This window comes from Enterococcus sp. DIV0574, from assembly GCF_051711125.1.
Taxonomy (GTDB): Bacteria; Bacillota; Bacilli; order Lactobacillales; family Enterococcaceae; genus Enterococcus_D; species Enterococcus_D gallinarum.
The window spans coordinates 1,481,709-1,502,332 of sequence record NZ_JBIOMA010000001.1; the positions used below are offsets into that span (position 1 = coordinate 1,481,709).

Annotated in this window: 20 protein-coding genes and 1 riboswitch; of the genes, 17 read left to right on the plus strand and 3 right to left on the minus strand. The window is 43.3% G+C overall.

Translation table 11 applies throughout. The annotated features are described in order from the left end of the window. Positions 1 to 2 precede the first annotated feature (2 nt). The 8 genes from IGJ45_RS07260 to purB all read left to right on the plus strand — a co-directional run bounded on the left by IGJ45_RS07260 (position 3) and on the right by purB (position 7,310). Positions 3 to 791, plus strand: a complete 789-nt coding sequence (locus IGJ45_RS07260) for a M15 family metallopeptidase (RefSeq protein ID WP_409531273.1) — start codon at positions 3 to 5, stop codon at positions 789 to 791. Continuing rightward, positions 784 to 1,383, plus strand: a complete 600-nt coding sequence (locus IGJ45_RS07265; RefSeq protein WP_103300055.1) for a glycoside hydrolase family 73 protein — start codon at positions 784 to 786, stop codon at positions 1,381 to 1,383. Before IGJ45_RS07260 ends, IGJ45_RS07265 begins: the two co-directional genes overlap by 8 nt. A gap of 20 nt (positions 1,384 to 1,403) precedes the next feature. Then, on the plus strand, positions 1,404 to 2,081 hold the full coding sequence (locus IGJ45_RS07270; RefSeq protein ID WP_029486902.1) for a hydrolase: 678 nt from the start codon (positions 1,404 to 1,406) through the stop codon (positions 2,079 to 2,081). A gap of 89 nt (positions 2,082 to 2,170) precedes the next feature. Beyond that, a riboswitch (purine riboswitch) is annotated at positions 2,171 to 2,268 on the plus strand. Between the two features lie 75 nt (positions 2,269 to 2,343). After that, positions 2,344 to 2,925, plus strand: coding sequence for a xanthine phosphoribosyltransferase (locus tag IGJ45_RS07275; RefSeq protein ID WP_003127190.1), 582 nt, complete (start codon positions 2,344 to 2,346; stop codon positions 2,923 to 2,925). Then, positions 2,925 to 4,229 carry a nucleobase:cation symporter-2 family protein gene (locus IGJ45_RS07280; RefSeq protein WP_060814165.1) on the plus strand — a complete coding sequence of 435 codons (1,305 nt, stop codon included), beginning with the start codon at positions 2,925 to 2,927 and terminating at the stop codon, positions 4,227 to 4,229. The genes IGJ45_RS07275 and IGJ45_RS07280 overlap by 1 nt, the downstream gene beginning before the upstream one ends. A gap of 172 nt (positions 4,230 to 4,401) precedes the next feature. After that, complete coding sequence (gene purE, locus IGJ45_RS07285; protein ID WP_003127192.1) at positions 4,402 to 4,887, plus strand: 5-(carboxyamino)imidazole ribonucleotide mutase; 486 nt, start codon at positions 4,402 to 4,404, stop codon at positions 4,885 to 4,887. Then, complete coding sequence (gene purK, locus IGJ45_RS07290; RefSeq protein ID WP_409531274.1) at positions 4,880 to 5,998, plus strand: 5-(carboxyamino)imidazole ribonucleotide synthase; 1,119 nt, start codon at positions 4,880 to 4,882, stop codon at positions 5,996 to 5,998. The genes purE and purK overlap by 8 nt, the downstream gene beginning before the upstream one ends. 13 nt (positions 5,999 to 6,011) lie before the next feature. After that, complete coding sequence (purB, locus tag IGJ45_RS07295) at positions 6,012 to 7,310, plus strand: adenylosuccinate lyase (protein WP_041119285.1); 1,299 nt, start codon at positions 6,012 to 6,014, stop codon at positions 7,308 to 7,310. Positions 7,311 to 7,383: 73 nt separating this feature from the next. Here purB and pbp4 read toward each other — a convergent pair whose 3' ends face one another. The 3 genes from pbp4 to IGJ45_RS07310 all read right to left on the minus strand — a co-directional run bounded on the left by pbp4 (position 7,384) and on the right by IGJ45_RS07310 (position 10,528). After that, positions 7,384 to 9,432, minus strand: a complete 2,049-nt coding sequence (gene pbp4 / locus IGJ45_RS07300) for a penicillin-binding protein PBP4(5) (protein WP_279282326.1) — start codon at positions 9,430 to 9,432, stop codon at positions 7,384 to 7,386. Positions 9,433 to 9,437: 5 nt separating this feature from the next. Next, a complete protein-coding gene (locus IGJ45_RS07305) occupies positions 9,438 to 10,052 on the minus strand; it encodes a DUF1054 family protein (RefSeq protein WP_003127197.1) in 615 nt (204 codons plus the stop codon). 89 nt (positions 10,053 to 10,141) lie between these two features. Then, complete coding sequence (locus tag IGJ45_RS07310) at positions 10,142 to 10,528, minus strand: hypothetical protein (RefSeq protein ID WP_003127198.1); 387 nt, start codon at positions 10,526 to 10,528, stop codon at positions 10,142 to 10,144. Positions 10,529 to 10,792: 264 nt separating this feature from the next. Between IGJ45_RS07310 and purC the strand changes: the two genes are divergently transcribed. The 9 genes from purC to purD are packed head-to-tail and all read left to right on the plus strand — an operon-like array spanning position 10,793 to position 20,530. Then, the gene (gene purC / locus IGJ45_RS07315) at positions 10,793 to 11,515 is read left to right on the plus strand and encodes a phosphoribosylaminoimidazolesuccinocarboxamide synthase (RefSeq protein ID WP_311828503.1); all 723 of its coding nucleotides are present in this window, start codon (positions 10,793 to 10,795) and stop codon (positions 11,513 to 11,515) included. After that, positions 11,506 to 11,769, plus strand: a complete 264-nt coding sequence (gene purS, locus IGJ45_RS07320) for a phosphoribosylformylglycinamidine synthase subunit PurS (protein ID WP_003127200.1) — start codon at positions 11,506 to 11,508, stop codon at positions 11,767 to 11,769. Before purC ends, purS begins: the two co-directional genes overlap by 10 nt. Further along, entirely contained in the window at positions 11,766 to 12,443 is a 678-nt protein-coding gene (gene purQ / locus IGJ45_RS07325; RefSeq protein WP_409531275.1) for a phosphoribosylformylglycinamidine synthase subunit PurQ, read from the plus strand. The genes purS and purQ overlap by 4 nt, the downstream gene beginning before the upstream one ends. Further along, positions 12,436 to 14,664, plus strand: a complete 2,229-nt coding sequence (gene purL, locus IGJ45_RS07330; RefSeq protein WP_409531277.1) for a phosphoribosylformylglycinamidine synthase subunit PurL — start codon at positions 12,436 to 12,438, stop codon at positions 14,662 to 14,664. The genes purQ and purL overlap by 8 nt, the downstream gene beginning before the upstream one ends. Beyond that, positions 14,649 to 16,070: an amidophosphoribosyltransferase gene (purF, locus tag IGJ45_RS07335; protein ID WP_311828501.1), complete on the plus strand. Its 1,422-nt coding sequence runs from the start codon at positions 14,649 to 14,651 to the stop codon at positions 16,068 to 16,070. The genes purL and purF overlap by 16 nt, the downstream gene beginning before the upstream one ends. A 21-nt stretch (positions 16,071 to 16,091) precedes the next feature. Continuing rightward, a complete protein-coding gene (purM, locus tag IGJ45_RS07340) occupies positions 16,092 to 17,138 on the plus strand; it encodes a phosphoribosylformylglycinamidine cyclo-ligase (protein WP_005472505.1) in 1,047 nt (348 codons plus the stop codon). Beyond that, positions 17,135 to 17,716 carry a phosphoribosylglycinamide formyltransferase gene (gene purN / locus IGJ45_RS07345; protein WP_409531278.1) on the plus strand — a complete coding sequence of 194 codons (582 nt, stop codon included), beginning with the start codon at positions 17,135 to 17,137 and terminating at the stop codon, positions 17,714 to 17,716. Before purM ends, purN begins: the two co-directional genes overlap by 4 nt. Then, complete coding sequence (gene purH / locus IGJ45_RS07350; RefSeq protein WP_409531279.1) at positions 17,713 to 19,251, plus strand: bifunctional phosphoribosylaminoimidazolecarboxamide formyltransferase/IMP cyclohydrolase; 1,539 nt, start codon at positions 17,713 to 17,715, stop codon at positions 19,249 to 19,251. Before purN ends, purH begins: the two co-directional genes overlap by 4 nt. A 25-nt stretch (positions 19,252 to 19,276) precedes the next feature. Continuing rightward, the gene (gene purD, locus IGJ45_RS07355) at positions 19,277 to 20,530 is read left to right on the plus strand and encodes a phosphoribosylamine--glycine ligase (protein ID WP_409531280.1); all 1,254 of its coding nucleotides are present in this window, start codon (positions 19,277 to 19,279) and stop codon (positions 20,528 to 20,530) included. Positions 20,531 to 20,624: the final 94 nt, after the last annotated feature.

Consider the following 20,624-nt stretch of genomic DNA (forward strand, 5'->3'; position numbering starts at 1 on the left):
TTTTGAAAAAATATATAGGTATCTTAGCTGCTGCTGGCTTTCTATTAATTAGTTTGGTAGCTAGTCTGCAGCAGGAACATTCAGCGAGCAGCGAAACAATCGCAAGTAGTCAGACAGTGGCGTCTAGCAGTGAAAAAGAACAAGCAAGAGTCTCTCAGAAGAGTAAAGATTTTCCTAAAGTATCTTTAAATGATTGGGCGCTTGCTTTAGTGGGGCCCCTGAATAAAGGAACTGAAATCGATACGGGGGGATTAGCAAAATTAACCAATGGCTATCTCGTGGACAAACGAATCGTTTCTGACTATGAAAAATTAAAAGCTGCCGCAGAAAAAGCTGGTCATCCTTTAGTGATGATCTCCGCCTTTCGCTCCATCGCCTCGCAAAAGGCTGTTTTTGATCAGAATGTCACGATGCTGATGAGTCAAGGACAAAACAAAGAGAAGGCAATCGAAACAACCAAACGAACGATGACAGAACCAGGTTACAGTGAACACCATACGGGTTTAGCCGTAGACGTAGTTGATCGACAGTGGTATGATTCTTATCCAGAAACCGTATTGGACCACCGATTTGGTGAGACAGATGGCGGCAAGTGGCTGCAAGCGCATGCCCGGGAATACGGCTTTATCATTCGTTACCCAGAAGGAAAGCAGGCCATTACTCAGATCGATTATGAACCTTGGCATTTACGCTATGTTGGTGTAGAAACTGCTACATATATTGAAAAACATCAACTGACTCTGGAAGAATTTCTAGAGCAAGTAAAAGAACAGGAGGAAGAAAATGAGTAAACGACGCAAAACAACGAAGACTCGACTGCCGTTTGTCTTTTTAGGTATCCTCTTGATTGGACTTGCTTTTATTTTTTCAATGAACAGTTTAGCCGATCCCTTGCCGAAACAAGAGGATAATGAAGAAATGACTCAGCAAGAATTTATTGATCGCATTGCACCTCATGCACAGGAATTGCAAAAGGGGTACGGTATTTTACCGAGCATTATTTTAGGGCAAGCCATCTTGGAGTCTGATTGGGGCAAAAGTACACTAGCTAGTGAATACAATAATCTTTTTGGAATCAAAGCATTTGGACATAGTAAAAAAGTGACATTAGATACCCAAGAGTTTTATAATGAGCAGTGGGTAACGATCCAAGGCGATTTTCGAGTCTATGATTCGTGGGAAGAGTCCATGGATGACCACACGATGCTCTTTGTCAATGGCGTAGACTGGAATCCAGCGCTCTATGTAAATGTTTTGTCGGCAACAGACTACAAAACAGCTGCCAAAGCATTGCAAGAAGCTGGTTATGCCACAGATCCGGATTATGCAGAGAAAATCATTCGTGTAATTGAAACCTATCATTTAAATCAATACGACCAATAGACGGAAAGAAGTGGGTGCCCATGGAAGAAAAATACATGCCAAAGATCACAACGGAACTGCGAAAAGATATCGTGAAAGTTCCTAAAGTTATCAGACAAGCAAGCGGGATTCAAATTTTTGGCAAACAGATCCGCTCGATCATTTTTACTACAGATATTGCAATCATCCGCAATACCAATGCAGATGCGGTGATTGCCGTCTATCCCTTTACCCCGCACCCTGCGATTACCAAAGCGATTATCGAGGCAGCTGATATTCCCGTATTTTCGGGGGTCGGAGGAGGTTTGACTCAAGGATTTCGTTCTTCTTATATGAGCATGTTTGCAGAAGCGCAAGGTTCCATTGGTGTGGTGCTAAATGGTCCGACACCACTGAAAACTGTGGAGCAGGTCTGTAAGGTCATTGATATTCCTGTGATCAGTACCGTAACTAGTAAATATACCAAAATTGATGAAAAATTGAAGTTAGGTGTCAAAGTGATCAATATCAGTGCTGGAAAAAAAACCGCTGAGACTGTTCGTTATTTTCGCGAGCGGTATCCTGAATTGCCAATCATCGCTACTGGAGGCCCTACAGATGAAAGTATTTTAGAAACGATCGAAGCAGGCGCCAATGCAATCACCTATACACCACCTTCCAATGGAGAGTTATTCAGCAAAAAAATGCAGCACTATCGGGAAATGGAAAAACCTGATTAGTGAGCGTTGAGAAATAAAATGAGAACATTCTTATTTTGGAAGAGTTTTCTAAACTTGCCTTTTTAATCAATCTTCGGCATAATCGAACCTATCATTCATAAAATTTAACTTGTATATCGTCGTAATAAGGTCGACAGTCTCTACCCGATACCGTAAATATCGGACTATAAGTAAAAAAAGTGCCATTGATGCACCTTTTTTGCTTTAGCAAAAAAGGTGTTTTTTTGTTGATAGGCCTAAATGGAAAGGAAAGAGGTATAGGATGAAAAAGTTGATCGAACGGATCGAAAAAGACGGAAATGTTTTAGGTGATGGCGTTCTGAAAGTTGATAGTTTTTTAACGCACCAAGTGGATCCGGAATTAATGCAGGAAATCGGCACGACATTTGCCAAACGATTTCAAGCAGAGCAGATTACTAAAGTAGTGACTATCGAAGCTTCAGGGATTGCACCAGCTTTATTTACGGCACAAACATTAGGTGTGCCAATGATTTTTGCCCGTAAAGCCAAAAGTCTGACAATGGACGAAGAATTATTGACAGCCTCGGTTTATTCCTTTACCAAGCAAGTCACGAGTCAAGTATCGATTTCTCGGAAATTTTTGTCTGCGGAAGACAATGTATTGATCATCGATGACTTTTTAGCAAATGGCCAAGCAGCAAAAGGATTGATCGAATTGTGCCAGCAAGCCGGTGCAACGGTTGCTGGTATCGGAATCGTCATTGAAAAATCCTTCCAATCTGGACGAGCATTGCTTGAAGAAATGTCGATTCCTGTTGTTTCTCTCGCGCGGATCGCTTCCTTATCCGAGGGTAAAGCAACTTTCTTGGAGGGTGACGCTTAATGAACGAACAAAATGGACGCTCTGCTGTCTTAGGGTTGCAGCACTTGCTCGCGATGTATGCAGGTGCTGTCGCAGTACCACTATTGATTGGAACCGGGTTAGGATTTAATGAAGCCCAAATGACTTATTTGATTTCCATTGATATTTTTATGTGCGGGGTAGCAACATTGCTGCAATTGACCGTCACCCGTTTCTTCGGGATCGGATTGCCGGTTGTCTTGGGCTGTGCCATCCAAGCTGTTTCACCATTGATTTTGATCGGAACTAAGTCAGGGATCGGTGCCATTTATGGAGCCATTATTGCTTCTGGTATTTTTGTTGTTTTGATCTCCGGTGTCTTCTCAAAAATCAAAGTCTTGTTTCCGCCATTGGTTACGGGAACTGTCATTACAGTGATTGGTTTGACGTTGATCCCCGTTGCCATTACCAAAATCGGTGGTGGGGATGCTGCCGCAGCTTCCTTTGGCGCACCAGACAATTTACTCTTAGGTTTTGTCACGATTGCATTAATTATTGGTATTCAGATTTTTGCCAAAGGATTTCTTCGTTCGATTGCTGTTTTGATCGGTTTGATCGGCGGAACTTTGCTAGCAGCTGTCTTAGGGTTAGTTGATTTATCCGCGATTTCTCACGCGCCAGTCTTTCATTTGCCGCAGCCGTTTTACTTTGGGTTACCAACCTTTGATATTTGGTCGATTTTATTGATGATCATTATTTCAATCGTTAGTATGGTGGAGTCTACGGGAGTCTATTTTGCACTGGGAGATATTACAGGACAACCTGTTTCATCAGAATCATTGAAAAAAGGTTATCGGGCTGAAGGGTTAGCAGTGATTCTGGGCGGAATCTTCAACACATTCCCTTATACGGGCTTCTCACAAAATGTAGGGCTCGTACAGTTATCTGGTATCAAAACCCGTAAACCGATTTATTTCTCTGCGGTCTTTTTGATTATATTAGGTTTGTTTCCGAAAGTTGGTGCTTTGGCGCAAATCATTCCTGAAGCTGTATTGGGTGGCGGGATGTTAGTCATGTTCGGCATGGTGGCTGTCCAAGGGATGAGAATGTTGTCGAAAGTCGACTATTCAAATGACAAAAATTTGCTGATTATCGCTGTTTCACTGGGATTCGGCTTAGGGTTCAACATTATGCCAACTTTATTTAGCCGCTTACCTGAAACCTTGCAAATGTTTACTGGTAACGGAATTGTTATGAGCAGCATGACTGCGATTATCTTGAATCTTTTATTCAATGGCTTACCAAAAAAAGAAGCGGTCGAATCAGGAGAATTTAACGAAGTTTGATTTACGAAAGCATTCTGGTCAACAGGATGCTTTTTTTGTTTTAGAGAGAAGAAATGATCTTTTGTTAAAAGACGAACAATATATCTCGTATTTTTTCTATAGTTCGATTTTCTTTTGACTTTATGGATGTCACTTGCTAGTATTTAAGTGAATAATCGAAGGGAGTTGTCTTATGGAACAAGTAGCAGTCATTATGGGCAGTACGTCGGATTGGGAGACGATGAAACACAGTTGTGAGATTTTAGAGGAGCTTGGGATTCCCTATATCAAAAAGGTTGTTTCGGCTCATCGGACACCGGACTTGATGTTTTCCTTTGCCGAAAATGCAAGAGAAAAAGGGCTGAAAGTAATCATTGCTGGTGCTGGCGGTGCCGCTCATCTGCCAGGTATGGTCGCTGCAAAAACAACATTACCCGTGATTGGCGTACCCGTCCAATCACGAACATTAAATGGATTGGATTCGTTGCTTTCCATCGTACAGATGCCGGGAGGCGTTCCTGTGGCAACGACAGCGATTGGAAAAGCTGGTGCAATCAACGCGGGACTACTTGCAGCTCAGATGCTTTCCATGTATGATTTAGGAATAGCGGAAAAGTTGGATCAACGAAGAAAGACGTTGAAAGAAAAAGTAGTGGAAAGTAGTGATCAACTTGATTAAACCTTTGATGCCCAATGCGACGATCGGAATCGTTGGCGGCGGACAATTGGGGCGTATGATGGCAATGAGTGCCAAAGAAATGGGTTTCCGTGTCGGCGTGCTGGATCCAACAGCCAATTGTCCGACAGCACAAGTAGCTGACTGGCATATTGTTGCTGCTTATGACGATGTCTTTGCACTGGAAGAAATGGCGCGGCGTTCTGATGTGATTACTTATGAATTTGAGAATGTCAGCGTAGAGGCTTTGAATTCGATTTTGCCCTATGCAAATATTCCTCAGGGAACTGATCTATTGGCAATCACCCAAGATCGCTTGTTAGAAAAATCTTTTTTAGAAGCCAATAATATTGTTATTGCACCTTATGCGACAATCATCAGTCCTACCGATATTCAAGATGCCATCGAGAGTATCGGCTATCCTTGTGTATTGAAAACGACTCGAGGAGGCTATGATGGCAAAGGGCAATATGTTTTATACAGCACAGCTGATTTAGCGCCTTCGATGAATCTTTTGCGGGAAGGAACTTGTGAATTAGAAGCATGGATCCCTTACGAAAAAGAACTCTCGATCATGGTGGCTGGGAATGGTCGTGAAATCACCACTTTCCCAGTGGTTGAAAATATCCACCGCAACAATATCTTGCATCAAACGATTGCACCTGCTCGAATCGATGTTGAGGTAGCGGAGGAAGCAGAACGGATCGCGCGTGTGATTGCGCAAGCCCTTGATTTACGCGGTGTTTTAGCGATCGAGCTGTTCTTAACGAAAAGCGGCGGACTATATGTGAATGAGTTGGCACCACGCCCACATAATTCAGGTCATTACTCGATTGAAGCTTGTTCTATGAGCCAGTTTGATGCCCATGTACGTGGGATCTGCGGTTGGCCGCTTGCAGAGGTTAAACTGTTGAGTGATGCGGTCATGGTGAACATCTTAGGTGATGAACTCATTGAAACATATGACCTGATTGCTCATAAGCCAGATTGGCAATTCCATTATTATGGCAAAGAAGAAGCAAAGAGCGGTCGGAAAATGGGACACATTACGTTGTTGACCGAAGACATTACTGCTTCATTGGAAGAAATCTATCAAACGAATATTTGGGATTAAAGGAGAGTAACGCATGTTAGAACGTTATACAAGACCTGAGATGGGCAAAATTTGGACAGATCAAAATCGATACCAAGCATGGCTAGAAGTCGAAATCTTAGCTGATGAGGCGTGGGCCGAGCTTGGTGAGATTCCCAAAGAAGATGTGGAAAAAATTAGAGAGAAGGCAACTTTCGATATCGACCGTATCTTAGAGATCGAAGCACAGACGCGCCATGATGTGGTCGCATTCACCCGGGCTGTCTCTGAATCGCTTGGTGACGAAAGTAAGTGGGTCCACTATGGGCTGACTTCTACTGATGTGGTAGATACGGCTTATGGTTACTTGATGAAGCAAGCGAATGACTTAATCCGTAAAGATCTAGAAACATTCACAGCTATCATTGGTGAAAAAGCAAAAGAACACAAATATACTGTCATGATGGGACGGACCCATGGGGTGCATGCCGAACCGACGACATTTGGGTTGAAGCTTGCCTTGTGGTATTCTGAAATGAAACGCAATATTGAACGTTTCGAACGAGCGGCGGCTGGAGTTGAAGCTGGGAAAATCAGCGGTGCAGTAGGAACATTTGCCAACATTCCGCCATTTGTTGAAGAATATGTATGTAACAAGTTGGGGATTCGTCCTCAAGAAATCTCTACGCAAGTGTTGCCGCGAGATCTCCATGCAGAATATTTTGCTTCCATGGCACTGATTGCAACAAGCATTGAAAAATTTGCGACAGAAATCCGTGGATTGCAAAAATCAGAAACAAGAGAAGTTGAAGAGTTTTTTGCTAAAGGGCAAAAAGGGTCTTCCGCAATGCCGCACAAACGCAATCCTATTGGTTCAGAAAATATGGCGGGATTAGCACGAGTGATCCGCGGCCATATGGTGACGGCGTATGAAAATGTTTCTCTTTGGCATGAACGAGATATCTCTCACTCTTCTGCTGAACGGATTATTATCCCGGATACAACGATTTTGATTGATTATATGCTCAATCGTTTTGGAACGATCGTCAAAAATCTGACTGTTTTCCCAGAAAATATGAAACGTAATATGAATGCGACTTTTGGCTTGATCTATAGTCAACGTGTTATGTTGAAATTGATCGATCATGGCATGACTCGAGAACAGGCATATGATCTTGTTCAGCCGAAGACGGCACAAGCTTGGGACGAACAGCGGGATTTTCGACCATTGTTAGAAGCTGACCAAACCATTATGTCTACGTTAAGTGAAAAAGACTTGGATGATGCATTTGATTATCATCATCATTTAAAGCAAGTGGATACGATTTTTGCGCGCGTAGGTTTAGGTGAATAGGGAATAAACCCCGAAAAAAACAAAAGGCACGCTGCTTCAGTAAGCAGCGTGCCTTTTGGGGTAGTTTTATTATTTAGTTATAGTTTTCGGAAAGATAAGACAAAAGATCTGGGGCTAATGCTGTAGCAGAAGAGTTTTCTTGCCGATCTTCTAGCATGGACACCATCAAATACTTTTGATTCTGGGCATCGAAAGCAAATAAGAAGCTATTTTCCTGTCCTTTCTCATCTTGTTTCTCCTTGATCTCAGCTGTTCCAGTTTTGGCAGCAAGAGGCAAACCGAGAGCTGCTAGGGAATGGGCTGTCCCATTCTCATCGGTAACGACAGCTTTCAAATCCTCATTGATCAGTGAAATCGTCTCTGGTGAAATCAACTCTTTTTTCGTCTTTGTTTCTGCACCCATCACTAATCGTGGATAAACCAGAGATCCTTGATTGGCGAAAACAGAGTACATCGCTGCTTGTTGAATTGGATTGATCAACAATTCTCCCTGGCCATAGCCAGTGTCTGCCAGCAAAATCTCAGAATTGAAGGATTTGTCATTGCTGATTTGTGCAGGGTTCATGGCAATCGGCAAGTCCAATTCTTCACCGAAAATAAATTTCTCCAAACCAGCACGGAATTTGTCTTCACCCATCGCCAATGTTTGTTGAGCCATATAGATATTATCCGAATAGACGAGAGCGTTACGCAAGTTAACGGATGCGACATCGCTGACCCGAGTCACGAAGTAATCTCCCCAAGAGCTATCTTTTTGCCATTTCAATCCGTTGATTGAAAGGACGGTTTCTGGATTGATCGTTCCATTGTCTAAACCGATGGCTGCTGTGATTGTTTTGAAGGTTGAACCTGGAGCATAACCAGTTGCAAAGCGGCTGATAAATGGTAGATCTTTGTTGTTTTGGTAAGCATCATAGTCCTCTTGTGAAATTCCGTTGGTCATTTTATTGGGATCAAAACTTGGAGAACTAGCTAGAACGAGCAGATCCCCTGTGGTTGGTTCAGTGACCACGGTAGAACCAGCCTGATCCTTAAGGGAATCAAAAGCGATTTTCTGTGCTTTGGCATCGATCGTGAGTTGAATCGTTTTGCCGTCAGTTTTTTTCGTTTCGATCAATGCTTTTCGCTCTGTGCCTTTTTCATCGGTGATCGCTATCTTACCACCGTTTTTTCCTCGAAGTTCTTTGTCAAAAGCTGCCTCGAGACCAGAGCGGCCAATTTTTCCATTGCTGGCTAATGTATCATCTTTTTCAACATCTTCAGCCGTAATGTCTCCTACATAACCAATCAATTGTGCAGCGGCTTCACCTAATGGATAGGTTCTGCCCGCGGTTTCTTGAATGCTTGCACCGGTTGGGAGATCAGCTGTGGGTTCCACGATTTTCAAAGGAACAAAGTAATCGTCTTGCACCCAAGATTGATCCAATGCTTGCTGGATCGCTTTCTCAGTCAGGTCAAACTGCTTAGCGATCGCTTTGATTCTTGACTCTTTATCCTCTCCATCTCCTAATTGTCCGGGAATCACCCCAAGCTGGTACAAGGTGCCATTAGCAGCCAGTGGTGTTTTGTTGCGATCCACTATTTCACCTCGAACAGCCTCATCAACAGAAATACTTACTTTATCTTGTCCAGCCATGTCAGGGAAAATCAGGTTTGGAGCCCAATCGATTTTTGGCTGATCTTTTTCAAATTTGATGGTTCCGGAATAATTCAGATCTTTGATTTCCCCCAAGCTAGTAGTGAGAGATAACTGATACGTAAACTGATAATCTGCATCTTTGACATCATCGCTTAAAGTGATTTTGGAACCCTTGATGTTGGCAGCATCAATTCCGCTGAAAATTGTTTGATATTTTTCTGCTACTTGATCATTGGTATAACCATTTCTTTCTGCGCTATCAGAAAGAATCAAGGATGGTAATTTGTCGAATTTGTTTTTTGAAAGGTTCTCAATGAATGAGTGGACGACTTTCTCTGCCTGATTTTGTCGTTGCTGTTTTTCATAATAGCGATAGCCGAAAAAGCCACCTACTACAAGCAATAAGAGCAGAGGAAGAACAATCAGTAAAGTCTTCCGTTTTTTTGGTGGTTGATTTTGAGAGCGGCGATTTTGTCGTTCCATTTTTCTTAATTCCCTTCTTGGTTAAGTATCGGTAACTCTTCGCGATTCCGATAAAGCGGCAGCAGCAAGCGATAATCTGCTAACAGTTGCTCCATAGTGAGCGTAGAAATCTGATCTTTGAGATAGACTTTGCCAATCTGTAATTCGCTTTTTTTTACAGTAGTCAGCCGCTCTAGAGCAGCGGGCCATTCTCGGATCGGCTGATAGCCATATTGCGTATGATCCAGAGAGAGGACAAAATCTTGAGGTAGAGTTTCAAACAGTGCCGGTTTCTCTGACCAGCAGCGAGCGATTTGCTGTTGGTTTTTCGGCTGATCAATCACACTTAACCAGACAAAAGCATACTCACGAGTAATACCGATCTGGAAGTGGGCATCCATCTTATAACCTCGCTTGTTTGGTCCAAAAGCTGCCCAAGTTTCTTCTGGAGGATAGACACTTCGCCGTCGGTGCTGTGCGATATGCAGATAAAAAGGAGTGTCTAGCTTTTCTGTGAAAAAAGGGCAGACTTTTTCACCAATTTGCTGAAAAATCGGTTGGATCTCTTTACGAATTTCCTGCATTCGTTCTTCCAAGCTCGAAGCTTGGAAGACGTGAAAGCTTTTATTAGTAAATAACATAGAGTAGAATTCCTTTCTTGTATTCTAAGAGATAGTATAGCAAAAAAACACCCTTAAAATCGCAATTTAGGCGTTTTTTAAGAGTGTGTTTAACTATTTATAAAATTAGGTTTTAAAGGAGTGAAAGTCTTTTCCTCATTGAGTAAGTTTAGCAAGACATCCAAAAAGGCAGTTTGCATTTCTTCCATATTGAAATAAATACGGAAACAATAGGTGTGTTTAAAGAAAGTCTGCTGATGGATTTGATGGATAATCAATTCTTCGTTTAATCCGTTTTTATATTGGAGTACCCGTTTTCGATGTTCGGAATAATGAGGCCGGGCATGTTTTTTGAATGGACTGAATAAATAAAAAGATGTCATTTGATTTGCGGTCAACACTTGTTGAACGGCAAGTAGTTCATTATGTAGCTGTTTTCTGTCGGTGTCCGATAAATGAGCGATAAATCGTTGCGCTTGATTTTTCAGTGACCACATGAATCAATTCCTCCTTGGAGATACCAGTATTCACAAAATCAATATAACATGAAAAAAAATAAATGTAAACGCTTTATAACGTGTGAACAAGTCGGAAATCAGCAGAACAAAAAATGATTTTGAGTTAAACACGAACGTTTAAAGAAAACTTAGTTGTTAATGTACATTATTTTGTTGACCCTTATTCTTTGCGTTGTTAGAATAGAAAACAACAAGAAGAGACTAAAAATCTATGTGAAAAAACTAACTTTTGTGAGGTGTCCGGTGGTGCAAGAACAATTGATTTACGAAGGGAAAGCAAAGAAACTCTTCAAGACTAGCAAAGATAAAGAGCTCCGTGTGGAGTATCTCGATCAGGCTACCGCGTTGAATGGATTGAAGAAAGATGCAGTTTCAGGAAAAGGAGCACTGAATAATCAGATTACCAGTCTTATTTTTCAAGAATTAGAAAAGCAGGGTATTCCAAGTCATTTTATCAAAATATTGTCTAAACACGAACAATTAGTTTGTGAAGTTGAAATGATCCCGTTGGAAATCGTCGTCCGTAATACGGCTGCCGGCAGCTTTTCTAAGCGCCTGGGAATTGCTGAAGGGGAGCAGCTGCCTTTTCCGATCATTGAATTTTATTACAAAGAAGACCGCTTAGACGATCCTTTCATCAATGAAGATCACATTCGTTATTTGGGAATCGCCACCCCTGAGGAAGTTGCTCAAATCAAAATGCTTGCTCGACAAATCAACACCGCATTGTGCCAACTTTTTGAGAAAATTAAGATCCACTTGGTCGACTTTAAAATTGAAGTCGGAAAAAGTGATGGGAAAATTCTTTTAGCGGATGAGATTTCGCCGGATACTTGTCGCTTATGGGATCTGACAACGAAAGAACATTTGGATAAAGATGTCTATCGTCGTGAAATCGGGGATCTGATCCCTGTTTATCAAGAAGTATTAAATCGCTTAGAAAAGGAGTATAGTTCATGTATTTAGTCAAAGTTTATGTCACTTATAAAGAGTCGGTCTTGGATCCTCAAGGAGAAGCAGTCAAAGGAGCGGTTCATCGTTTGGGGTATCAAAATGTCTCTGAAATACGTATTGGGAAATATTTTGAGATCAAAGTTACAGACAGCAACAAAGAATCAGTAGCGGCAGAAATTGAAGAAGTTTGTGACAAGTTACTGGCAAATGTCAATATGGAGACTTATCGTTATGAAATCATTGAGATGGAGGACAAGGAACAATGAAATTTGCAGTAATCGTTTTTCCTGGTTCGAATTGTGATGTCGATTTAATGTATGCCATCAAAGATGTGATGGGCGCAGAAGCCGAATATGTGTGGCATGACGAGACCTCGTTAGCTGGCTTTGATGGTGTATTGCTTCCAGGAGGTTTCTCCTACGGGGATTACCTTCGCTGCGGAGCCATCGCACGTTTCTCGAATATTATGGCAGAAGTCATTCGTTTTGCAGAAGAAGGAAAACCGGTCTTTGGTACGTGCAATGGCTTCCAGATCTTGACAGAAGCTGGCTTGCTGCCAGGGGTTTTACGCAGAAATGAATCGCTGCACTTTATTTGCAAGCCGGTACAGTTGCAAGTCAATAACCAGACGCCTTTTACCTCTGAATACCAGCAAGATGAACGGATCACGATCCCTGTCGCTCATGGAGAAGGAAATTACTATTGCGACGATCAAACCTACCAGGAACTGGAAGCCAATAACCAGATTGTCTTCCGTTATGTGGATAACGTTAACGGGAGTTTACATAGTATTGCCGGCATTTGCAACAAGGCAGGCAATGTTTTAGGGATGATGCCCCATCCTGAGCGGGCAATGGAAGAGTTGCTTGGCTCAAAGGATGGCAAGAAGTTCTTTGCGTCTTTATTGAAAAATTTCGGGAAGGTGCCAGTACATGAATAAAGCAATCATAGCAGAGCCAACACCACAGGAAATCAAAGAAACCAAGCTTTATCAACAATGGGGGCTCACTGATGAAGAATACCAAATGATTTCAGAAGAAATGTTAGGTCGACTACCTAATTATACAGAAACGGGTCTCTTTTCAGTAATGTGGAGCGAACATTGTTCCTATAAAAATTCCAAGCCGGTCTTGCGCAAATTTCCAACCGAAGGCCCGCAAGTTTTACAAGGACCAGGCGAAGGAGCGGGAATCGTCGATATTGGTGATGGCCAAGCAGTTGTCTTTAAAGCAGAAAGTCATAACCATCCTTCGGCCGTGGAGCCTTATGAAGGCGCCGCAACCGGCGTCGGTGGGATTATTCGTGATATTTTCAGTATGGGGGCGCGGCCCATCGCGATCCTAGATTCGTTGCGTTTTGGCGAATTGACGAATGAGCGGACCAAATACCTTTTAGAAGAAGTCGTGGCAGGAATCAGCGGCTATGGAAATTGTATCGGAATCCCTACAGTCGGTGGTGAAGTTGCCTTCGATGCCTGTTACGAAGGGAATCCATTGGTCAATGCGATGTGTGTCGGTTTGATCGACCACAAAGATATTCAAAAAGGACAGGCCAAAGGCGTTGGTAACATAATCATGTATGTGGGAGCAAAAACAGGTAGAGATGGGATCCATGGTGCAACATTTGCTTCCGAGGAGTTCGTGGAGGGAGAAGAACAGCAGCGCTCGGCTGTCCAAGTAGGAGACCCCTTCATGGAAAAATTGTTATTAGAAGCTTGTCTTGAGCTGATCCTTGAACATTCAGACAGTTTGATCGGTATTCAGGACATGGGGGCAGCCGGTCTCGTTTCTTCCAGTTCTGAAATGGCTTCAAAAGCTGGTTCAGGATTAAAACTTTATTTAGATGATGTACCGCAACGAGAAACTGGTATGACACCTTATGAAATGATGCTATCAGAATCCCAGGAGCGGATGCTGATCTGTATGAAACAAGGACATGAAGCAGAAGTTGAAGCGTTGTTTCAAAAATACGGATTGGAAGCGGTAGTGATTGGTGAAGTAACCGATGATGGTGCGTATCGCTTGTACCATCAGGGTAAAGAAGTTGCCAATTTACCTGTTGATGCTTTGGCAGAAGATGCGCCAACTTATCATAAAGAAAAAGCAGAACCTGCTAGAATCCAAGCATTTCGTCAACAGCCTGATTTTGAACCAGTCATTGATGATGCAACAGCAGTCTTTTTACAATTGTTGCAGCAACCCACGATTGCTTCAAAAAAATCGATTTTTGAAACCTATGATTCTCAAGTGAGAACCAATACCGTTGTTGGCCCAGGAAGTGACGCTGCAGTCCTGCGGATCAAAGGGACCAACAAAGCTTTAGCTATGACCACGGACTGTAATGCTCGCTACTTGTACCTTGATCCTGAACGAGGCGGACAGATTGCTGTAGCAGAAGCAGCTCGCAATATTGTTGCTTCTGGGGGACGACCACTAGCGATCACAGACTGTCTCAACTATGGCTCGCCGGATAAACCAGAAGGCTTTTGGGAGTTATGGACATCGGCAGAAGGGATTGCCAAAGCTTGTGAAATTCTAGAAACTCCTGTTATTTCAGGTAATGTTTCGCTGTACAATGAAACCAACGGGCAGGCAATCTATCCAACACCAGTGATTGGTATGGTAGGGCTGATTGAAAAGGTCGAACATATCACCACACAACATTTCCAGACACCGGAGGATTTGATTTATTTGATTGGAGAAACGAAGGCCGACTTTAACGGCAGTGAACTCCAAAAATTACAAAATGGGTCGATCAATGGCCGTTTGATGGCATTTGATCTATTAGAAGAAAAACAGAATCAGGCAATCGTCTTATCTGCGATCCAGGCTGGACTTGTAAAAAGTGCCCATGACTGTGCAGAAGGCGGATTAGCTGTTGCATTAGCTGAATCTGCGTTTAAGAAGAATGTCGGTATATCTGTTCAACTAGATTTGCCGCAATCTTGGCTTTTTTCGGAAACACAATCGCGATTTGTGCTGTCCATTGCTCCAGAAAATCAAACCGCTTTTGAAGCTTTGGCAGGTGATAGCGCTTGTCTCATCGGAAAAGTTACAGCAGAACCACAACTAAAAATCCAAGGTAGCGATGGAATGATCGTAGTGGAAACAGCCTTAGCACGTAAGAAATGGGAGGAAGCAATTCCATGTCTATTGAAGTAAGAAGCTTGAATGAAGAATGCGGGGTTTTTGGTGTCTGGGGTCACCCAGATGCTGCCCGAGTTACTTATTTTGGCTTGCACAGTTTACAGCATCGGGGACAAGAAGGCGCTGGGATCGTCGCAAATCAGCAAGGCAAACTTGCCGGACATCGGGATCTTGGCTTATTAGCAGAAGTTTTTTCCGATGAACGACTTCTTCAACGATTGACAGGTGAAGCAGCAATCGGACATGTTCGCTATGCTACTGCAGGCAATGGCAGCGTCGATAATATCCAACCTTTTCTTTTTAAGTTTTTTGATCAGCAGATTGGGTTGGCGCACAACGGGAACTTAACCAATGCCAAGAGTTTGCGGAAATCACTTGAGTCTGAAGGAGCCATTTTTCATTCAAATTCAGATACCGAAATTTTAATGCATCTGATTCGCCGCAGTGGTCAAGCGAATTTGCTGGATCGCATCAAAGAAGCGCTGAATCAAGTGAAAGGTGGATTTGCCTATCTTTTGCTGACAGAAGATGCGATGATCGCTGCTCTTGATCCAAATGGATTTCGGCCACTCTCGTTAGGAAAAATGGTCAATGGTGCTTATGTGATTGCTTCAGAGACTTGTGCTTTAGAAGTGATCGGAGCTGAATTTGTTCGAGATATCTGTCCTGGGGAAGTTGTCATTGTGGATCAAGCGGGCTACCGTGTTGAAACATATACGGAAGAAGTCCAACCAGCGATTTGCTCAATGGAATTCATTTATTTTGCACGACCAGATTCGAATATTGCCGGCGTCAATGTCCATACTGCACGAAAAAATATGGGACGTAATCTTGCCCAAGAAGCACCGATCGAAGCAGATATGGTAATCGGTGTACCGAACTCATCCTTATCGGCCGCCAGCGGGTTTGCAGAAGAATCTGGCATTCCTTACGAATTAGGATTAGTCAAAAATCAATACATTGCACGAACATTTATCCAGCCCACTCAAGAATTACGGGAACAAGGCGTTCGGATGAAGCTTTCTGCCGTCCGCGGTGTGGTTGAAGGAAAAAAAGTGATCATGGTGGATGACTCGATCGTTCGCGGCACTACTAGCCGACGAATCGTTCAATTGTTAAAAGAAGCCGGTGCCAAAGAAGTTCACGTTCGGATTGCTTCACCGCCATTAAGATATCCTTGTTTTTACGGAATCGATATTCAGACGCGGAAAGAACTGATCGCTGCTCGGCAAAGTGTCGAAGAAATTCGCCAAACGATCGGTGCCGATTCGTTGGCTTTTCTCAGTGAGACTGGCTTGATCGAAGCAATCGGGTTAGATTTAGATGCCCCCTATTCTGGATTGTGCATGGCCTATTTCAATGGTGATTATCCTACACCGCTTTATGATTATGAAGAAAGCTATTTAGCGTCGCTCGAATAAATGGTACAGGAGGAACTCAAAGTGGCAAATGCTTATGCAAAGGCTGGTGTTGATGTGAACGCCGGGTATGAAGTCGTTGATCGAATCAAAAAACATGTCAAAAGAACAGAACGGTTAGGTGTAATGGGTGCCATCGGTGGCTTTGGCGGCTGTTTTGACTTGTCAAACTATCCGCTGAAAGAACCAGTGCTGGTATCCGGTACTGATGGTGTAGGAACGAAATTATTAGTAGCGATCCAACAAAATCAACACCAAACGATTGGAATCGATTGTGTTGCGATGTGTGTCAATGATATTGTCGCTCAAGGAGCAGAACCGATCTATTTTTTGGATTATGTCGCAGTGGGCAAGAATGATCCCGAAAAAATCGAACAAATTATCGCCGGGGTTGCAGAGGGCTGCGTTCAGTCGGGAGCGGCTCTGATAGGCGGTGAGACAGCAGAAATGCCAGGGATGTACTCGGAAGAGGACTATGACTTGGCTGGTTTTGCGGTGGGAATTGTTGAAAAATCTCGTCTGATCACGGGAGCATCGATTGAACCGGGACATTTTCTGATCGGGCTGCCTGCTTCTGGTATCCATTCAAACGGGTATTCATTGGTTCGCAAGATCTTTTTTGAACAGCAAGGTTTTCAAATGGCAGAGAAGTTGCCGGAATTAGGCGGAAAAACTCTCGGAGAAGAATTGTTAACACCAACGAGAATCTACGTATCCGCTGTACTGCCGTTACTTGAAAAACAATTAATTGACGGTATCTCGCATATCACGGGTGGCGGCTTTATCGAGAATATTCCCCGGATGTTGCCGCCGCAGACAACAGCAGAAATCACACTGGGAACGTGGCCGCAACTGCCGATTTTTGAGGCTCTAGCTTCTTATGGAAAAATCCCGGCCCATGAAATGTATGAGATCTTCAATATGGGGATTGGGATGGTTCTTGCTGTTGCACCAGAGAAGAAAGAACAAGTGCTAGCTTTGTTAAACGAGCAGAATGAAGCAGCTTACGTTATTGGTAAAGTAACGGAGGCTCAAGAACATGCGGTTCTTTTACAAGGAGATCCGCTATGAGGATCGCTGTTTTTGCATCAGGAAACGGCAGTAATTTTACCGCAATTGCCGATGCGATTAGAGAAGAAGAACTCAAAGGGGCTACATTAGCGCTGCTGTTCTCAGATAATGCCGCCGCATTTGTCTTGGAACGGGCTAAAGACGCGGGGGTAGCGACATTGCAGTTATCCCCGCAGAAATTTCCTTCGAAAGCAGCGTTCGAAGCCGCACTGTTGAACGAGTTGGCGGAACATTCGATTGAGCTGATCGTTTTGGCAGGCTATATGCGGATCGTTGGACCTACGTTGCTAGCCGCTTTTCCCAATAGAATCATCAATCTGCATCCCTCATTGCTGCCTAGTTTTCCTGGAAAATCCGGTATTGCCGATGCCTTTCATTATGGAGTGAAGGTGACTGGGATCACCATTCATTACGTTGACAGTGGTATCGATACGGGGCCGATCATTGCGCAAGAAGTGGTACGTATCGAATCGGAAGATACATTAGAAAGCTTAGAAGCAAAGATCCATCAATTAGAGCATCGAGTCTATCCAGCGGTCATAGCTGAAATCATTCATAAAGGAGACCATCAATCGTGAAAAAAAGAGCGTTGATCAGTGTGTCAGATAAACAAGGGATCGTATCTTTTGCCAAAAATTTAGTACAAAACGGCTACGAAATCATTTCGACAGGAGGGACAAAATCTGCTTTGGAAGCGGCTGGTCTTGAACCGATTGCGATAGAAACGGTCACAGGATTTCCCGAAATGATGGACGGACGTGTCAAAACATTGCATCCAAAGATCCACGGTGGTTTGCTGGGTCGCCGGGACCTGCCTGAACATTTAGCAGCAATGGAAAAACATGACATTGCGCCGATCGATCTGGTTGTTGTCAACCTTTATCCTTTTAAGGAAACGATTGCCCAAGCGGATGTGACAGAAGAGCAAGCCATTGAGAATATCGATATCGGTGGACCAAGCATGCTGCGCTCCGCTGCAAAAAACTTTGCTGCAGTGACAGTGATCGTTGATCCTAAAGATTATCCCCTCATTCTAGATGAATTGACGGAAACCGGTCAGACGCAGCTTGCCACGCGCAAACGCTTAGCGGCTAAAGTATTTCGCCATACAGCAGCTTATGACGCCTTGATCGCCGATTATTTGACAAAAGCAGTTGAAGAATCTGAACCGGAGAAGTTGACACTGACGTATGAATTGAAACAAACGTTGCGCTACGGAGAAAATAGCCATCAAACTGCTGCTTTTTATCAAGATGCATTGCCAGTTCCTTATTCGATCGCTAGTGCAAAACAACTTCACGGCAAAGAATTGTCCTACAACAACATCAAAGATGCGGATGCCGCTTTGCGAATCGCAAAAGAATTTACGGAACCCACTGCAGTCGCTCTTAAACATATGAATCCTTGTGGTATCGGAACAGCGACGACGATTTTTGACGCTTTTGAACGGGCATACGAAGCAGATCCAGTTTCGATTTTTGGAGGAATCATCGTATTGAATCGCCCCGTTGATGAAGCAACAGCTGCGGCACTGCATCAAATATTTCTTGAGATCGTGATTGCGCCTGCTTTTGAACCAGCGGCGCTGGATATTTTGACGAAGAAGAAAAACATTCGCTTGATGACGTTAGATTTTGTAGCAAATCCTGTCGAAACAGAAATGGTCTCTGTATTAGGTGGTTTATTAGTTCAAGAACAAGATACATTAGCAGAATCTCCTAAGGATTGGACGGTCGTAACGAAACGTCAGCCTAGCAAGAATGAGTTGGAAGCAATGGCTTTTGCTTGGAAAGCGGTAAAACATGTCAAATCAAATGCCATCGTTTTAGCGAACCAATATCAAACAGTTGGAATTGGTGCTGGCCAAATGAATCGCGTGGCTTCTGTAAAAATCGCCATTGAACAAGCTGCTGAAGCTGGAAAATTAACGGATGCAGTTTTAGCTAGCGATGCGTTCTTCCCAATGGATGATAGCGTGGAATATGCTGCAAAACGGGGAATCAAGGCAATCATTCAACCTGGAGGCAGTATTAAAGACCAAGCGTCTATCGAAATGGCAGATCAATACGGAGTAGCGATGATCTTTACTGGCGTTCGGCATTTTAGACATTAAAAGACATTAAATTCAGGAGGAGCAGATGAAGCTTTTAGTTATTGGTAGTGGTGGTAGGGAACATGCAATCGCCAAGAAATTACTCGCAGATCCGATCGTAGAAACAGTCTACTGCGCGAAAGGGAATCCGGGCATGGTCAGCGATGGTATTCAGGTAGTTGCTATCCCAGAAACAGACCATCAAAGCTTGATCGCGTTTGCAAAAGAGATGGCCATCGATTGGACCTTTGTAGGCCCTGAAGTTCCTTTGCTTAATGGCATCGTTGATGATTTCCAAGCTGCAGGATTGAACATTTTTGGCCCAAATAAAGCAGCGGCGATGATTGAAGGTTCGAAGGAATTTGCCAAAGAATTGATGGCAAAATATCAGATTCCAACCGCTGAATACCAGTCTTTTGTAGATAGTGAAAAAGCGAAAGCGTATATCCAAGAAAAAGGTGCCCCAATCGTAATCAAAGCAGACGGTTTAGCTGCTGGAAAAGGGGTCGTTGTCGCAGCAACAGTGGATCAGGCACTGGCTGCGGTAGAAGAAATGTTGGAAGAACAAAAATTTGGTCAAAGTGGTGCCAAAGTTGTGATCGAAGATTTTCTGGAAGGAGAAGAGTTTTCGCTGCTGGCTTTTGTTCATGAAGAGCAAGTTTATCCCATGGTGATTGCGCAAGATCATAAACGAGCGTTTGATGGGGATGAAGGACCGAATACTGGTGGAATGGGAGCTTACTCTCCTGTTCCGCAAATTCCTCAGTCAATGATCGATCAAGCAATCGAGACGGTTTTGATCCCGGCTGCTACAGGAATGATTGATCAAGGAACACCCTTTACGGGTATTTTATATGCGGGGCTGATTGCCACAGTTGAAGGACCTAAAGTGATTGAATTCAATGCTCGTTTTGGAGATCCAGAGACGCAAGTCGTTTTGAGTCGGCTAACGAGTGGGTTAGCTCAGATTATTGATGCATTGCTCAATGGAAGACAGCCGGAGATTACTTGGGATCAGCAGTTTTCTGTTGGTGTGGTCGTGGCGGCTGAAGGGTATCCAGAAACCTATCAACAGGGAATGATCATTCCGCGAAAAGCGGCTGAAGATGTTCAACTGTTTTATGCAGGGGTTGCTGAAAGAGCAGGAGAATTGGTGGCAGCAGGCGGGCGAGTATTTTTAGCGGAAGGGCAAGGTGCTTCTTTGGAGGAAGCGCAAAAGAAAGTTTACCAAGCGCTAGCAAAAATGCCTTTGAACAAGATGTTTTATCGAAAAGATATTGGTGCCAAAGCATTAAAGTAACCGCAACTTCTCTTTGGTTCCATCGTTTAAACAAAAGATCGCTGATGAGAGAACAGCGATCTTTTTTTCTTAAAAAGAGGTAGCGTTTTCAAAC

Bases quoted from the DNA above. Each gene is read 5' to 3' on its own strand.
- IGJ45_RS07265 (WP_103300055.1), top strand. From the start codon at position 784: ATGAGTAAACGACGCAAAACAACGAAGACTCGACTGCCGTTTGTCTTT.
- IGJ45_RS07270 (WP_029486902.1), top strand. From the start codon at position 1,404: ATGGAAGAAAAATACATGCCAAAGATCACAACGGAACTGCGAAAAGAT.
- IGJ45_RS07275 (WP_003127190.1), top strand. From the start codon at position 2,344: ATGAAAAAGTTGATCGAACGGATCGAAAAAGACGGAAATGTTTTAGGT.
- IGJ45_RS07280 (WP_060814165.1), top strand. From the start codon at position 2,925: ATGAACGAACAAAATGGACGCTCTGCTGTCTTAGGGTTGCAGCACTTG.
- purE (WP_003127192.1), top strand. From the start codon at position 4,402: ATGGAACAAGTAGCAGTCATTATGGGCAGTACGTCGGATTGGGAGACG.
- purB (WP_041119285.1), top strand. From the start codon at position 6,012: ATGTTAGAACGTTATACAAGACCTGAGATGGGCAAAATTTGGACAGAT.
- pbp4 (WP_279282326.1), bottom strand. From the start codon at position 9,432: ATGGAACGACAAAATCGCCGCTCTCAAAATCAACCACCAAAAAAACGG.
- IGJ45_RS07305 (WP_003127197.1), bottom strand. From the start codon at position 10,052: ATGTTATTTACTAATAAAAGCTTTCACGTCTTCCAAGCTTCGAGCTTG.
- IGJ45_RS07310 (WP_003127198.1), bottom strand. From the start codon at position 10,528: ATGTGGTCACTGAAAAATCAAGCGCAACGATTTATCGCTCATTTATCG.
- purS (WP_003127200.1), top strand. From the start codon at position 11,506: ATGTATTTAGTCAAAGTTTATGTCACTTATAAAGAGTCGGTCTTGGAT.
- purQ (WP_409531275.1), top strand. From the start codon at position 11,766: ATGAAATTTGCAGTAATCGTTTTTCCTGGTTCGAATTGTGATGTCGAT.
- purL (WP_409531277.1), top strand. From the start codon at position 12,436: ATGAATAAAGCAATCATAGCAGAGCCAACACCACAGGAAATCAAAGAA.
- purF (WP_311828501.1), top strand. From the start codon at position 14,649: ATGTCTATTGAAGTAAGAAGCTTGAATGAAGAATGCGGGGTTTTTGGT.
- purN (WP_409531278.1), top strand. From the start codon at position 17,135: ATGAGGATCGCTGTTTTTGCATCAGGAAACGGCAGTAATTTTACCGCA.
- purD (WP_409531280.1), top strand. From the start codon at position 19,277: ATGAAGCTTTTAGTTATTGGTAGTGGTGGTAGGGAACATGCAATCGCC.